The organism is Paenibacillus sp. 3LSP, assembly GCF_032465655.1.
In the GTDB taxonomy this organism is placed as follows: Bacteria; Bacillota; Bacilli; order Paenibacillales; family Paenibacillaceae; genus Fontibacillus; species Fontibacillus barengoltzii.
The window spans coordinates 12,951-27,604 of record NZ_JAWDJI010000162.1 but is presented as its reverse complement, the minus strand read 5'-3'; the positions used below and the strand labels follow the sequence as shown (position 1 = coordinate 27,604).

Sequence of the window (14,654 nt, the reverse complement as noted above, 5' to 3'; positions counted from 1 at the left end):
GAATAATATACTTATTCGTTTCTTGTCCACTATAACGAAAACGGCTGCTGAGAAGGGGAGCGAACAATATTGGAAAAATATACTATAACTACATATATAGAAAAACAGGTTATTTTTTACTTGTTTACGAAATAAGAAAGAATAGGCAGGACTTTTGTCATAATTTGTGGAAAATATAAAGGTTAGCTTCTTCTTAATTTTTTTCTTCGGAATGAGGTGGAAATAAGCAACATATGAAACTAATTTCCCGATTTATGAAGGGGGTAATTATAGATGCGTAAGGCGTATGATACAATTCTTCAATCTGAAGTCTCTGCTGAGTTGGCTGCTCAAAATGGCGGTTTTGAAGCATATCGTTATGAGTGCTCTTGTTGTGGAGAAGAAGTGTTTATTGCTGCGCCATACAGCACTAGAATGGTGGCACATTTTAGACATCGCAGTGGGAACAATGATGTTGAATGCGAGAATTACCTAGGTTTGCACGGAGCCATCAGCACTGATGCTCGTTCCAGACGGAGCAAACGAGAAAGAGTAGAGTTCTATTTTGATAATAGTAGTAGAATGTTTTATTTAGGTCTTAGGTTTAGCGAAAGCGAAATTAAAGTGTACGAACAGCAAAATGTTGATTTTGAATTAAGAACAAAGGATGCCAATATACCTTTTTGTACATTGAGAATTAACTTTGAGAATTTTGCACCAGATGTTGTTACAATGATCCCTTTGGATCATTTTTCATATAGCTATTATTTATCAAATACTCTTGAAACTACAAAAAGAAAGTTTAACTTCTTTTGTAACAAAAATAGTCCAACCTTTTTCAAAATACACGACTATGATAATGATTTTAAGGCAAAGTTAGTTCGTAGCAATACAATATACACTAATACAAATTATTTTGTTTCTATAGAAGAAAAGACCAAATTTACCTGCGACTGTTTTCCTAAAGGTGTAGAAGTTGGAGAAATAATCTCATTTGAAACAATGAATAGAAAATTTTCTGGGTTTGTTTTAACAATTAAACAAAAAACCGCTACTATAGATAATTTGCTAGAGTCATGGGGCTATCGATTAGATATTTCAGAGACACTAACTTTGCTTTGGCCACCATCAAAAACGTCAAATGAAGTCAATATTATCACATCAGAAAATGCTTATATATATTCGAGCTTTGAATTACAAGCACATGGGAATATCAATGTATATTCTAGGGAAATATCAAAAATATCACCTGAAATTTCAAAAATATCAATTACACAAAGAACTAAAATATTTAGAAAAAACTCGGAAATTATTATTGATAAAGAAATACCTAAATTTCACGGTTATACGGAGATAATCCCCACCAATATTAAAGTTAACAAGTTTACTATACCTGATAAGGGTGTCTATTATCATTTCAATCGCTATGGAGTTTCTCCATTATCATGTGGGCAGGATATTTATTTAACTCCAACAAGTTCAATAATCCACTATGAGTATAGTAACTACCCTGTAAGTTACATTTATCCTGACAGCAAAAAAGAGGTCTCTAGTGAAGATTTTCTTAATGATATCCTGGCACATAACAAACGATTAGAGGAATTCGATGATATTAGCTTTAGTTCAATTACACTTAGTGAAACAGCTTCTCGGTACATCGATAAGTGTAGGGTAAAAGGTAAAATTAACTCAGTTGCTAAGCAATTTATCAAGGAGGGATGGATATGAGCTATATCCATCAATTAACCGAAGATGAAGTGTATTATATATGCTCAGTTATACCACATAAAGATATAATTCGATATTTTACAAAAAATCCAAAAGAGTTTGCAAAAATCCGCCCAGGGTTCCGAGCTAATGCAATCTCAAAGCATGATGTTGTTAATTTGCTATTTAATAATCGTAATCGTCGTTTTATTTCGTTATTCATTGATAAACATATCAAAAATTGGCTTTCTCAGATTAAAGATCAAATAAACAGATATATAAGTGAAGGGGATAATAAAGAAGAGGCCTTTTTACGAACCCTACCTTATTCTTTCTTTTTCAAGAATGTCAAATTATATTTCAAACTTTTAGAGGAAAAATACTCAGAGGAATATATTTCGTTATTAAGTGTTGCAGTCACATCTCTAAGGGATATGAGTAAGAAACAAGAACTATCAGATAATAATATTAAGGAACTAGAGATTGAACTCGAGAAGCTTAAAGCGGATATTATATCGAAGGATGTTGAATTAATAAAATGCAGAGATGAGTTATCGTCTACTAGAATAGCACATGTTGAATCAATAAATGATCAGCTCTCAGTTATTGCTGAACTTCAAGCTACAAATTCTTTTGAACTCCGTGCTTTACTTGCATTGATCTTCCCTATAATATTTTTGAATATTTGTAAGATTGAAAACGAGCAGATTACTGGAGTATATCTGGTGAATTTAATTATTTTTATTGGAGGTTATAATACGGAAGTAATATTTGGTGTTTTAAATAAACTAGTTGATATGGCAAAAAAAGCAGTCAATATTCCTGATAAAGATGCTGGAATTGGATTAAGGAGTAATGAACATGAGAAGAATCTTTAAGAACTTAGTTGAAGACGAAGAGTTTTTAACCGCTGCGATACATCAAGTCAGGGTTTTTGTTGTAGAAAACCATGAAGGACGTAAACGGGTAGTGGATTATGGTGGGCCAATTCAGAAATACACGCCAGAGTTTGTCAAGGTATCGGATACATATTACAACAGAGCTATTCATGAGTTTAAAGTACAAAAAGAATAAAGTATTTTGAGCGAGTTTATTGGGGGAGAACCAGAATAGTCAGACAAAGAGCATACCTTTTAAATTAGAACTTTAATGGATAGAGATTACATTTTAAAACGAAATTCATAGATTTCCTTGATCATAGAGGATGATTACAGTGTGGGATCAAGTTTGGGACGTTGGAAAATATATAGGTTTGATTGCTTCATCACTGTTATTTTTAATATTGCTTATTCTTCTTATTTGGTCTGCTTTCTGGGATAAATTTAATGATTTTGGCTATCTTCTAAAAGGTACGGTGTTTTGGGGATTTGTTACCGTTGCCTTTTACTACTCTATTTTTCCTCAATGGCAGCCAGACGTTCCAGCTACCCGCTCTACCAGTAACACGTTAAGTACAGGAGGAATATTACTCGGAAATTCCATCACCAAGCCAGCTGATGATACAGCCCAGGTCAAAGACTCTAATGGTAAAATGGGCTTTGGCAACGTAGGAGCAAGCGGATTGGATAGTCCCAATGAGGATAGTGTAGCAGATAAGGATGATCTACCGACTCTTTCGTTCAGCATTTCATCTATTAATGCTCATTATTTCTTTCCGAACAGCGGTGCCAATGGATATTTTGCGATAGCTTCTGGCGATCGGGTTGAAACATCCATCGGTGAGCAAATAAATATAGATTTCGAAGTCCCTTATGAAGCAGATCCTCTAATACAACTTAATGATATAACGATAGATGGTCGGCCGACTGCATCCAACCCTAACATTACTTGGATCTCATTTTTCACTGTCAAGGGAGAGAACAAAATAAGCATTGAAGTTGATGGTTCTACTTGTTACTATTTCTTTTATGCTGAATAACAGTCCATAGTTTACTTGGTGTTTTAACCGCTTGATTGATAGGAAATACGAAGTGTAGTCTTGAACAAAAAAAATTGATGAAAAGTTGTTGCTTAAATTGGGGATCAGGATTGACTTGCATGGAAAAATAATGGATGTTGTGATTTATTATCCTATAGAGATTTGTTATTATTCGTTGAATTAGTGACAAGCCACGGACCCGTTGATGGTAAACGGCATGAGGAGTATGCACGGTTGTTTCAAACCGTCCCATTTAATTCACTTTAGTGGTGTAAGATTTTTAGAACCATATTGATTAATTTGCAGAAGATGATTCTTGTATTGCACAGGAATCATCTTCTTGTCTGTCACCTGACTCTTGTAATCATACTTGACGAGAGGAGCAGTTTAAATCGGTCTCATTTCCATTATTGTTGTCACCAAAGCACTAAATGTCGTTATCTAAAATGGATATTCATGTTGCTAGCCAATGATTTTTTGAAGTGGTTCAATTCGTTTCTTGAAATTTGAGTCATCTTTCATTCTGTGAAGCGGACCGTTATATTTTTCAATTTGATCAATCAACTCCTTAACCGCATGTGCAGAAACTTTAGTTTTCATCATTTCAAGAAGTAATTTATATTGACTTTCGCATAGCGAGAATTGCAGTCTACTAGATATGGTTGAGTTGCTGAATGACAAAATGGCTAAGAGAGCTTGATTGGAATCAAATTGGTCAATTAAACGAGTGTAAATTGGCTCTGCATCCCAACACTTCCCATTACCATTAGTAATAAATACTTCAACTAATGTTGTTACATATTCCTTTTCAATTTGATTAGGTAGCCTACCATGTGAACCAACGAGTTTCTCCAATTCTCTAGCAAATGGCGGTTCGTTATAGTAATTATTCCACGAGCGGTGTGCATAACGTAAGTTCTGAAGAGCTGTGTCTATCTCTGTTGCTCTAAGATCATCCGGGATATACGATTCTGCTTGAACGACTTCAAGGAATTGTCTTGCGAGTTGTTTTTCAGTTTGTTCATTATTTGCAACGAATCTCCCGTATCTTATACCAAACCCCTTTTTTACATCTTCGTCTACACTCCCCCATAGAAATGGAAGCAGCAGATGTATGTTTTCTCTCGTTTTTGATGTCGTATCTTGGCGAGTGTAGATACCAAAAAAGCCTTGTGCTAGATTGTTACTTTGTTCGCTTGTTAGATGCAAGAAAAAAGATGCAATTTGTTTAGCATCATGTGATGTTATCGCATCTTCTTTTATATTTCTAAGTAAACGTTTTATTTCAATTGCGACGTTAGAGATTGGTAACGATATAACTTCCTTAATGCATGTTTCCAGCCAAGAAAGAAGCTGGAATCCGGTTATTTGATTCTGGTTTGGATGTGCAGCACTTGCCCAATTTCGCATGTATCGAATGTAATCTAGATGTTTGAACCCCATATCAGATATTAGACCGATTTCCTTAGAACCATGTATAAGTTCTGAATCATCAAGTTTCACTAAATCTTCTTCAGTTTTTAATTTGTTTCTTTTTTCTCCGCCAACAGCATTGTCATAAAAGTAGGTTAGATCATATTGTACGACTCTTCTTCTTAACTCGTGAATCGTTTCGTCCCAGAGATAGTTTAGAGCTGCATCAAACAAGCCAGAAGAAACAGCAGATACAAACTTTGATAGATACATCGATCTTTCTCTATCTTCTGTGGATAACCTAATAAGTACATTTTGAAGATTGCTGAAAACGTTAATTCTCTCAAAAACGGGAACAAGTATATTGTCGGAAGGTAATCCTAGTTGTTGCAAAAAAGTAATTAACCTGAATTTCGAAAGTAACATCGTCTGAAAAACAAGAAAAGGGCTCCAATTCTTTGGTAGAATGGTGTTTGTCCAGAACATCACCTACAAAGAAAGGAGCACCTTTTAGATGAAGTCTACCACACCCGTCAGCAAAATCAAGACCGAATTTACCTTGCAAAACGCCTCAAATGTTGGAGGAAGCAAAATCTTTCTGGAATATCTCGAAAAAATCAAGCTCGGTAAGGCTTTGCAGAATTTAAATTGTACCAAGCAAGGCAATTCCCTGTTCCCTGTTTTCCGCATCCTGCTCTATCTCATTGTCGGCTGGATACTCGGATGCGAACGCCTCTTTCATTTCCGCAGGCTGCAACATGACGCGCTCATCCGGCGGTTTCTCGGCGGGCGCTGTCCGCATCACACCCTGCTGTATAAGGAACTGGATCGACTCAGCAAGACCCGCCCAACCTTAACGCTGGATTTGCGAAAGCTGAATCAGCAGATTATTGCACCCTGTCTGCCTTCTGAACTCATCGTGGACCTAGACTCCACGGTAGAAACGGTATACGGTCACCAAGAGGGGGCGGCAGTCGGCACGAATCCCCACAAACCCGGACGTAAAAGTTACCATCCGCTGATGGCGTTTGAGGGCCAGTCGCGCCTGTGCCTGAATGCAGTACTGCGTGCTGGGAATACGCACGCTTCCACCGATGCAGCCGCCTTCCTCCGTCAGATCTTTGAGTTGCTTGGTGACCGTCCGGTAAAGTACGCCCGGTTTGACAAGGGATTTGGCGGCGAAGACTTCTACAGCCTATGGGAAGCCAAGCGAATCGGGTATGTCGGGAAATTGAAATAGACGCAGCGACTTCAGGCCGAAGTAGGGCGATGCCGCTACTGGAAGCGGTTTGTCGATGAGGATTGGGTCATCGAGGGGATCACCCTGATCTACCAAGCCACCTCATGGAAGAAACCGCGCCGCGTTGTGGTGATTCGTAAAGCGCAGGTGTTTGACGGCGATCAAGCTCGGCTTCTCCTCGATACGGACTGGCATTACGAAGCGATCGTCACCAATCTCGAGTGGGAGCCGATCGACCTTTGGCGCTTTTACAACCAGCGTTGCTGCATGGAGAACTATATCAAAGAAGCCAAACGCGGCTTTTCCATCGATCGAATCGCTACCGGTGACTTTACCGCTAATGAAATCGACCTGCTCATCAAGCTGCTCGCCTACAATCTCTACGAGAGATTCAAGCGAGACTGTTGCGAACCGGTCCATCAAGGGTATACGATTGCCCGGTTCCGTCTAGAGTTTTTCCACTGTGCAGCTACGATGATTCAGCATAGCCGACAAGTCGTTCTGAAACTGGCTAAAGATTTCGCGAACCGCTGCGCCTGGCAACGTATCGCCGCCAAAGTCGCTGCCTTAGAATGACGTTTACCACAAATTAACATGGAAACCGTTTAGCCCTGTCTTATGGGGAGGGGGAAAGACTACCCTTTTTTCAGAATCGTCGCGTAATCCAACTGGGTATTTCCCTGTTTATTACAGTTGTTGCCCACTAATCCTGCTACAAACTGGCCACCATTATGGGCTTTCGAAATTCAGGTTTATATATATTCATAAGAACATTCAGATCCTAAGAATATAGTAGATGGAAAGGCACTAATATATCTTGACTCCAAACTATAAACGATACTATAAGCACAAGAAATACCTCTTCAAAATCACTTGTAACATATTTATCTGTTTATTTACAAAAAATGACTATACAAAAATAGGGATATTGTATAATATAGGAATATAAACCAAAGGAGGGGTAACGTTGAAAAATATTCTTTGTAAAAGTTTTTTAGTATTGAGTGTTTTGTTTACCTTTCTTGTTGTTTCGCCACAAGGTCATTCATTAGCTAGTGCGAGTAGTATTGATAGTACAGTTAATTTGAGTAACAATGGTGCTAGTGGAAATGTCTCAACTGAAGGGTTAATTGAGCCTTTCGCTGAAATCGGACCCACATATCCTGGAACAAGCGTCCAAATGAAGATCGGTGATATTCTATACTCCACGAAGACATTGGGTGGTAGCACAGCAATTGTTGGCCATGTCGGAATTGTTGATTCGAATTTCAAAGTAGTCCATGTGACCCCCGCAGTTGACGGTGGAGTCATTGATAATTTCACTAACTATATGAATAGACACGGATCTGGTGAAACTATTGTAGTTTACAGACCTAGAGACGGTATGGGGGTTGGGGCTGCTAGATGGGCAAATTACAATTATTACAATGTAACTGATTATTCTATAGATCCATTGGCAAAATTAGGAACAATAAGTCCCAACTATTGTTCAAAATTTGTATGGCAGGCTTTTTATTATGGCGAAGGAGTAGATTTAATGGGCGTCAATAATACACCAGATCTTCGTGGATTTGTTACACCGTCGAATATAGCCTACTCTCCCTATGTAGTTCGCTATGCTACCTTTTTAACTCCATGATATTTTAGAAACTATGCCTAATAGAATTCGCCCTGATGCGAAATTCTATTAGGCAACTATTTCTGCTTAACACCAAAGTTAGTTCTTGAGATATCGAGCCTACTAAGTTTCATGACTAGCACACTTTGATTGATTCCACCATTATCCCTTGTATGTATCGATCTTGGTTGTAAGCAAAAAGTGTCTACTTTTAAAGGCTTTGACACGGTTATTCCGGCCTTCTATGCATTCATTGATCTAGTGAAGCGGTGGTAGTAAACGATTTCTTGCCGTCAATTGCGCAGTGTTTTAAACTGGCTCCAATCACCGGATGAAGCATTAACTCTTGTTGTTTTTCTAAAGTCAGGGAGGTGCGTTGCAGGTTGAGCAACCAATGCTTGGCTATTGCTGCCGTACGGATGGCTTGTCTTCGGTATACTAGTTGTTCATCTGTCATTCCTCAGGTTGGATTAGTGGTACAACCATCTTATGGAATGTACAGATGTTTTCTAATTTTCGGATAAATTATCGTTGGTTCTTGTTATCATGTCCTGTTAAGCCAACCACTATTTTATTGTTATAAGTAAGTGAAGTTGCCAGTTACAGTGATTTCCAACTATAATAAAATGAGAATAATAGGGGGGATACTGATTTGAGGAAAAAAATTCTGATTTTTGGTTTAATATTTGTTTTTCTGGTCATTGGTGGTATTTTTGCTAGTTTGCAAATTAAATATAAATCACTTGAAAAGAGCTTGAAGAACTATTTAATCTCAGAACAAGGCTACTCTGAATCTGATATTCTTAGTGTTAAAGCAAAACTTAGTAAAATGCCCCAATTCCCGGTCTATGTAAGATTTGCTGATGATCCTGATACAGTTTATATTTTTACTGATAGGGGGGCGTCTGATTGGACTCAAGTAGATCCCTCAACACCTCAACGATTAAGAAAGGAAGTTAATATGAAATAAATGAGTTCAATGTCGAACTCTTATTTTATTTAAAGGCTCAGAAAAATTACTAGATAACACATAACTCGTTCAAACCAATTTAAGCAACAATAGACGGCTCAACCTGAAAATCGGCGCTTGACAAAATCAACCTAAATTCTAGCTATAGAGCCGGTGACGATTACATTCGATGAGAAGGAATTTTATAAAGCCATGTCTATAGATATTAAAAGTCGTGAGTAGCACCTTTAACCATACAGGGAAAGTGCTATTCTTTTTGTTTAGTATTTATTTGGAGTACAGTGGTAATCGAGCAAGAAGCTAGAGTGCAGCCTGTGTGGCGACAAAGATTACGGGAACTTGTTAAAAAAAACATCGATATCTTTTGCAGGAAAATCGACAGGTGATTTAATCGGCTTAGTGCTATCTTTCAAACCCATAGGGTTTTGGGGCCGGTTTAGGGGAGGGACGGCGCTGCTGGGGCGGTTAAAATCGATCTTGATTTAAGGTTTTTTGTCGTTTATATTATAAAGCACGGTCAGATGGAAAACCTGTATGAGGCATGGCTGGAAGTGAAGAAGAACAAGGGAAGCGGCGGCATCGACGGACTGACCATCGAGAGGTTTGAGAAGAATTTGGGCACCAACCTTCGGGAAATTCAGCGATTGCTTCAGCAGGACCGGTACGAACCCGACCCGGTGCTTCGGTAATACATCAAGAAAGACAACGGCAAGTTAAGGCCGCTCGGCATCCCGACCGTTCGAGACCGCGTAATTCAGCAAGCAGTCCGCCGAATCATCGAACCCATCTTTGAACAGGACTTCTACTACTACAGCTTTGGCTTTCGTCCGGGATATTCCGCACACCAAGCACTGAGGACGGTCAGACGGGCAAAGCGGACAGGATTCGAGTATGGGGTCGATCTGGACATCATGTCCTTCTTCGATGAAATACCACATGATCTGCTGATGGAGAAGGTGCATGAACGAATCACCGACGGGAGAGTGCTGAGACTTATTCGCAGTTGGCTCACGGCAAGGGTCATGGAAGATGATCAGTTCCATGACACGGAAGTCGGCTCACCGCAGGGTGGCGTCATCAGTCCGCTACTTGCCAACATATACCTTAATCCTTTCGACTGGGGTATGAAAGAAAAAGGATTTGCCGTTGTCCGATATGCCGATGATGCAGTCATCCTGTGCAAGACACAGGAAAAGGTGGAAGCGGCACATCAAGCAGCGAAAGCCATCCTGAGGGGAAGCTTCGGTTAAGAATGCACCCGGAGAAGACGAAAGTGGTGCACTTTGACGAAGAATTCCGCTTTCTCGGATTTGACTTCTGGAAGGACTGTGTTTTGCAAGTAGAAAATGCTTAGGTTTGCAGCCAAAAGTACCAAACCCACTTGCCAGCATCGAAGTTACATAGGAATTCGTTCCATTGCTTGTTTGAAGCGGAAACTCTCGCCTGTGAAGGAGAGAATATGAGTATGGTGCACCAGACGATCGACAAGTGCTGATGTTAGCTTGGTATCGCCGAATATCGACGTCCATTGACCAAACTCCAAGTTGGATGTAACGATCACACTCTGTTGCTCATAGCAATCCGCAATCACGTTAAATAATAGCTCAGACCCGGTTTGGCTGAACGGGACGTAACCAACCTCATCGAGGATGAGCAAATCAACCTTTCTCAACTTCTCTCGAAATCGGCTGAGCGTACCCGCCGCAAATTTCTCCTGAAGCACGGCGACCAGATCGGAGGCTCGGTAAAACTGCACCGCCTTGCCTCGGCGACAAGCCTCCACACCCAATGCCGTTGCCATATGCGTCTTTCCCGTGCCTACGGCACCCATTAGGAGCAAATTCTCCTTGCGTTCCAACCATTCCAATCCCTGGATTTTCTCTGGACTGCTGCCGTTTGGAAAAGAGATGTGGTCATACACATACCCTTCAAAGGTCTTAATATGCGGAAACCCAGCCTGCTGGACGAGTTTCCCTAACTTGGCACGGCGGCGACCATCCAGTTCCGCACAAAGAATTTGTTCCACAATACTTTGAATCTCTTCGCTCTGTTGAAGCGATACATAATCCATGACATGCGCTAATCGTAGCTGCCGGCACAAATCCGCCAGTTCTATAGCCATCTTAGCCCACCCCCACCAGTTGGTCGTAACGTTCGAGAGAGCCATCTGAACGAGTCCCCGGTGGTGACAGCGTCTCCTCCCACGTAACCGGCAAGTCTCGGTTTCCATGTTTCATGCCAAGGACGGCCGTGATACGGTCGACCGCCGTATTCTGGCCTAACAAAGCGATCGCTTCTTGGATCTGTTCGATGGTGTACACATCGCTCCAGTGCGACAGCGCCTGAAGGTGTTCTTTTCGCTCAGTTAGATCTTTCACCGTCACATACGCTTGCAAGGTTTCCGGCAACATGCGGAGGAATTGTGAGTGTGTAACGCTGCGCGGTTTTCTCAGCCATCCGGTAAACACTTTCGACCACGGGACGTCCACAGTTCGCCCCGTATAAGGTCTGGGCACTTCCCGGATTTTCTGGTGATGGCCATTCAGAATGACCGAGCGATCCCAAAACATTTGGACCAGTACCTCGCTGCCGGGCGCAACCGTCCCCAGCAACGGAATCGTCGTATCTTCAATCCGAATCTCTCCGTACTTGTTGACCACTGCAGCTGCCAACCGAAAGGCCTCAAATCCATGTTCCGGCAATGTAAGGAGCTTACGTCGGTCATCCTCCCATAGATCAGCGATTCGGCGGTTTTGAGTATAGTGTTGGCGTTCGCGATCTTGCATTGCCTGCTCAGCGAAATACGCGGCAAGCTGTTCATGGCTTTCATAGATGGGAATGGGGACGGCCCAGTTCCTCTTGGAATAACCACATTTGTTCTCCACATGACCCTTCTCATGTCCGCTGTACGGATTGCAGAATACAGCTTCAAAACGGTAGTGAGCGCAAAATCGCTGAAAGCCTTCTGTTAATTGCCGTTCGCCTTGCTTCTCAATATGTACGACGGCGGCAGAAAGGTTGTCGAACCATATACGTTGAGGGACGCCGCCCATCTGCTCAAAGCACTGCTTCATCGCTTCCAGAAAGCATTCCTGATTTTCCGCCGGTGTCGGATAAACGAAAGCGGCATTGCTATGAGGGAAGGACATCACCAGCAGCTTGTAGGTGAGCATCCGGTGTCCTTGGCTCACTTCAAGATTAGTAAAGTCTACTTGAGCCTCTCCAGGCGGATGTTCCAGCCGTTCATACGTTTTAGCACGTTCCAGTTCCAATTCACTCTTTCGTTTTTGTACATAGGCTAGCACCGTGCGTTGCCCGCCTGTAAATTGATGTTCGTCTCGCAAACGCTGGAAGATGCGAACCCCTGTATGACGTTGCTTTCGTGGGAGCAAGCGGTCTTCTTCCAACCACGTATCGACGATCTCCACAAACGGCCCCATTACGGGACTTCTGCTTTTCCGTTTGCTCACAGACGCATTCCAATCCGATTGGTCGGCATATTTTTTTGCGGTTCGCCAATGAATCCCCACACGTTGTGCAATTTCATTCACAGAACAGCCTTCTACTTCACGCAAAAACTTGATATATTGTTGTTGAGGCATTTTCAACATCCTTTCTTCTTCTCCTCTCGCTACGTTGTCGACAAACATAACGATAGGATGATAGAGGGATGCTGACAAGTGTCTCTTTTTTTGCATCTTAGTTCGGCATTTTTACGCTGCAATAGTAGGCATTTCTATTATGCAATAAACACCGTATGAAAAAAACGATGAAATTCTTTCGATTATGCTCTCTCGTTCGCAAATTCAACATTAAAATGGCGAGAGTTTATTGCATCCGTATCCGCCCCATACTACAAATACATGACGCCAAACACGTTGAGCTTAATCACTATTTGGATGTGGATCTCAACGATATCGAAGGGTACATAAAGGGACCTATTCAGGATGAAACCGATCTAGCAATGGTAGACTTCACCGAATAGTTTTATGACTTGACTCTTTGTGGGGATTTATCTTCGAAAATGAATCTTTACCATGATTCTTGTCACGATTATGTTAATCATTTATTCGAATTTTTAATCAAATTAAACAGACCAGTTCGTGAACTGGTCTGTTTGTGTAAATGTTATAGAGCTTCACATTCCTCCGTGATGATCCATTAGTTGAACAATTGTCGGAGAAAAAAGAATAATAAGCGAGAGACTAGACATAAATAGTACTGCCAGTTTTCTTTTCATTATTATACACCTCTGTAATTATTTTTTGGTAGGCTTCTATTAAGGCTTTATCGCACTTTTCACGTAAGCTTTCAAATAGGCCTACACACTTAATTATACAGGTTTTTTCATTAATAGATGCTGATTTATTCAAACTATCCACTAAGTACTTAAAACCATCCTTATAGAGGCCTTTGCTGAGATGATAGTCAGCCAATTCAAAATAAAGGCGTGCAAGACGTTCTTCAATAGTCTGTTTAGTATAAACATCATTTGAATATTCTGCTTTGACTATTGAAGAAATATCAAATCTTTCAAGAATACTATCAACATTATAATGATAACGATTGGCCGCTTCGATGATATTCAATAAAGATAGCAATCGTTCGTCTTTGTTGGATTCAAGATACTGGATGTATTCTGGTAATACGCTAAAATCTCCAACTGACAACTTAGTAACCATTGTATTCATTTTAGCCCAAGCATGGAATTTTTCTTTCCAAATAAGAGTATCCTTATCATCTTCTCTTACCCAATCTAAGTTTGCGTACAATGCAATGTATTGCATGGCTCTTTCATAGTCTCTCTTGCTTTCAAAAACGCTGCCTAAAAGTAGATTTGAGTAAGCTATATATGTGAAAAGTGGTATTGTATGTTTATAGTCTTGATGATTATATTTTGTAGTTCTTTGATATAGGATTTCAGCCTTGTTTTTAAGTTTTTCAGCCGTTTCCTCTACTTTGTCCCACCGGCGTAATGAACGGTATGTATTCGCTAAATTCTTCAATGCTTCCAACTGATCATACTCATCCAATCGATCAACGAAGAATTCAAATTGTATTGCTGCTTGATAATTTTTTTCTTGATCATTTCCAAGTTTGCATATAAATAAGCGATACTGGCAGAGAGCTAAACGTTCTGAATGCTGATTTCTTTCACTGAGAGCAACATTTTCATATAAAATGATAGCTGCTTCTTTTTTACCGCTTTTGTAGAAATCTTCTGCTACATCAAAGAGGTGTGAGGAGTACACTAGGGTGTCGAGCAGCAATTGAACGGCCTTATGAATCAAGTCCCAATTGCCAATCTCTGCGCACCCATAGATAAATGGTTTAATTCTGCGCCAATTGGGAGTAGATTCTACTAAAACTTCTTCAAAATACTGATTGTAGAAATAACCTTTTGCTAAACCCATACATTCAGTGATAAGGTCCAATTGTTCAATACTCAAGGTTCGGTTTCCATTCAGAATGTAACTTAATGTCCCGATATTTAAACCTATTTTTTGCGCAAATTGACTTAAGCTTAACCCCTCCTGCTTCATATAATCATTAAGTCTTGTAGTAATCGTGGTTGCAGAATCCATACTAACCACCACCCCAATAAGAATCTCTAATATTTCAATAATATCCAATTTTTGAATGGTGGTCAATTTTTAACCTCATGACGCGAGTTCATTTTCAGAATGTAGTATAACATTAAACTGGCAAAAAAATTATATTTGCGAACAAACGATCTTGCATTTTCTCGTCACAAGGTATACAATAGAATTAACCTAGTAGCGAAGCTGTAAATAAAAATATGTAAATA

14 protein-coding genes and 1 pseudogene are annotated in these 14,654 nt (G+C 40.2%); 10 read left to right on the top strand and 5 right to left on the bottom strand.

Annotation, left to right across the window (positions count from 1 at the left end; genetic code table 11):
* Window positions 1-273: 273 nt before the first annotated feature.
* From RW092_RS13410 to RW092_RS23835, 5 genes are all read left to right on the top strand, one after another.
* Entirely contained in the window at window positions 274-1,707 is a 1,434-nt protein-coding gene (locus RW092_RS13410) for a hypothetical protein (protein WP_028538476.1), read from the top strand.
* Window positions 1,704-2,564, top strand: coding sequence for a hypothetical protein (locus RW092_RS13405; protein WP_316010436.1), 861 nt, complete (start codon window positions 1,704-1,706; stop codon window positions 2,562-2,564). Before RW092_RS13410 ends, RW092_RS13405 begins: the two co-directional genes overlap by 4 nt.
* Window positions 2,548-2,760, top strand: coding sequence for a hypothetical protein (locus RW092_RS13400; RefSeq protein WP_089549998.1), 213 nt, complete (start codon window positions 2,548-2,550; stop codon window positions 2,758-2,760). Before RW092_RS13405 ends, RW092_RS13400 begins: the two co-directional genes overlap by 17 nt.
* Before the next feature lie 139 nt (window positions 2,761-2,899).
* Entirely contained in the window at window positions 2,900-3,604 is a 705-nt protein-coding gene (locus tag RW092_RS13395) for a hypothetical protein (RefSeq protein WP_089549999.1), read from the top strand.
* A gap of 162 nt (window positions 3,605-3,766) precedes the next feature.
* Window positions 3,767-3,871: a BsuBI/PstI family type II restriction endonuclease gene (locus tag RW092_RS23835; RefSeq protein WP_218828219.1), complete on the top strand. Its 105-nt coding sequence runs from the start codon at window positions 3,767-3,769 to the stop codon at window positions 3,869-3,871.
* Between the two features lie 195 nt (window positions 3,872-4,066).
* Here RW092_RS23835 and RW092_RS13390 read toward each other — a convergent pair whose 3' ends face one another.
* Window positions 4,067-5,443: a hypothetical protein gene (locus tag RW092_RS13390; RefSeq protein WP_316010435.1), complete on the bottom strand. Its 1,377-nt coding sequence runs from the start codon at window positions 5,441-5,443 to the stop codon at window positions 4,067-4,069.
* An 88-nt stretch (window positions 5,444-5,531) separates the two neighbouring features.
* Here RW092_RS13390 and RW092_RS13385 point away from each other — a divergent pair.
* Window positions 5,532-6,833 (top strand): annotated as a pseudogene (locus tag RW092_RS13385) (IS1380 family transposase).
* 391 nt (window positions 6,834-7,224) lie between these two features.
* A complete protein-coding gene (locus RW092_RS13380; protein ID WP_212940290.1) occupies window positions 7,225-7,896 on the top strand; it encodes a hypothetical protein in 672 nt (223 codons plus the stop codon).
* Window positions 7,897-8,125: 229 nt separating this feature from the next.
* Here RW092_RS13380 and RW092_RS13375 read toward each other — a convergent pair whose 3' ends face one another.
* The gene (locus tag RW092_RS13375) at window positions 8,126-8,332 is read right to left on the bottom strand and encodes a hypothetical protein (RefSeq protein ID WP_316010434.1); all 207 of its coding nucleotides are present in this window, start codon (window positions 8,330-8,332) and stop codon (window positions 8,126-8,128) included.
* Window positions 8,333-8,527: 195 nt separating this feature from the next.
* Here RW092_RS13375 and RW092_RS13370 point away from each other — a divergent pair, with 195 nt between their 5' ends.
* From RW092_RS13370 to RW092_RS13360, 3 genes are all read left to right on the top strand, one after another.
* Window positions 8,528-8,845 carry a DUF3139 domain-containing protein gene (locus tag RW092_RS13370; RefSeq protein ID WP_125082572.1) on the top strand — a complete coding sequence of 106 codons (318 nt, stop codon included), beginning with the start codon at window positions 8,528-8,530 and terminating at the stop codon, window positions 8,843-8,845.
* Window positions 8,846-9,366: 521 nt separating this feature from the next.
* Window positions 9,367-9,534, top strand: coding sequence for a hypothetical protein (locus RW092_RS13365; protein ID WP_316010433.1), 168 nt, complete (start codon window positions 9,367-9,369; stop codon window positions 9,532-9,534).
* Window positions 9,535-9,537: 3 nt separating this feature from the next.
* Complete coding sequence (locus tag RW092_RS13360; protein ID WP_212940355.1) at window positions 9,538-10,095, top strand: reverse transcriptase domain-containing protein; 558 nt, start codon at window positions 9,538-9,540, stop codon at window positions 10,093-10,095.
* A gap of 146 nt (window positions 10,096-10,241) precedes the next feature.
* Here RW092_RS13360 and istB read toward each other — a convergent pair whose 3' ends face one another.
* From istB to RW092_RS13345, 3 genes are all read right to left on the bottom strand, one after another.
* The gene (gene istB / locus RW092_RS13355) at window positions 10,242-10,967 is read right to left on the bottom strand and encodes an IS21-like element helper ATPase IstB (RefSeq protein ID WP_316010432.1); all 726 of its coding nucleotides are present in this window, start codon (window positions 10,965-10,967) and stop codon (window positions 10,242-10,244) included.
* Window position 10,968: 1 nt separating this feature from the next.
* Window positions 10,969-12,456 (bottom strand): IS21 family transposase, encoded by a 1,488-nt coding sequence (istA, locus tag RW092_RS13350; protein ID WP_316010431.1) that lies wholly within the window; start codon window positions 12,454-12,456, stop codon window positions 10,969-10,971.
* A gap of 594 nt (window positions 12,457-13,050) precedes the next feature.
* Window positions 13,051-14,496: a helix-turn-helix domain-containing protein gene (locus tag RW092_RS13345; protein ID WP_316010430.1), complete on the bottom strand. Its 1,446-nt coding sequence runs from the start codon at window positions 14,494-14,496 to the stop codon at window positions 13,051-13,053.
* Window positions 14,497-14,654: the final 158 nt, after the last annotated feature.

Excerpts from the sequence above, each read along its gene's own strand:
- istB (WP_316010432.1), bottom strand. The coding sequence starts at position 10,967 with ATGGCTATAGAACTGGCGGATTTGTGCCGGCAGCTACGATTAGCGCAT.
- RW092_RS13400 (WP_089549998.1), top strand. The coding sequence starts at position 2,548 with ATGAGAAGAATCTTTAAGAACTTAGTTGAAGACGAAGAGTTTTTAACC.
- RW092_RS13390 (WP_316010435.1), bottom strand. The coding sequence starts at position 5,443 with ATGTTACTTTCGAAATTCAGGTTAATTACTTTTTTGCAACAACTAGGA.
- RW092_RS13410 (WP_028538476.1), top strand. The coding sequence starts at position 274 with ATGCGTAAGGCGTATGATACAATTCTTCAATCTGAAGTCTCTGCTGAG.
- RW092_RS13405 (WP_316010436.1), top strand. The coding sequence starts at position 1,704 with ATGAGCTATATCCATCAATTAACCGAAGATGAAGTGTATTATATATGC.
- istA (WP_316010431.1), bottom strand. The coding sequence starts at position 12,456 with ATGTTGAAAATGCCTCAACAACAATATATCAAGTTTTTGCGTGAAGTA.
- RW092_RS13375 (WP_316010434.1), bottom strand. The coding sequence starts at position 8,332 with ATGACAGATGAACAACTAGTATACCGAAGACAAGCCATCCGTACGGCA.
- RW092_RS13365 (WP_316010433.1), top strand. The coding sequence starts at position 9,367 with ATGGAAAACCTGTATGAGGCATGGCTGGAAGTGAAGAAGAACAAGGGA.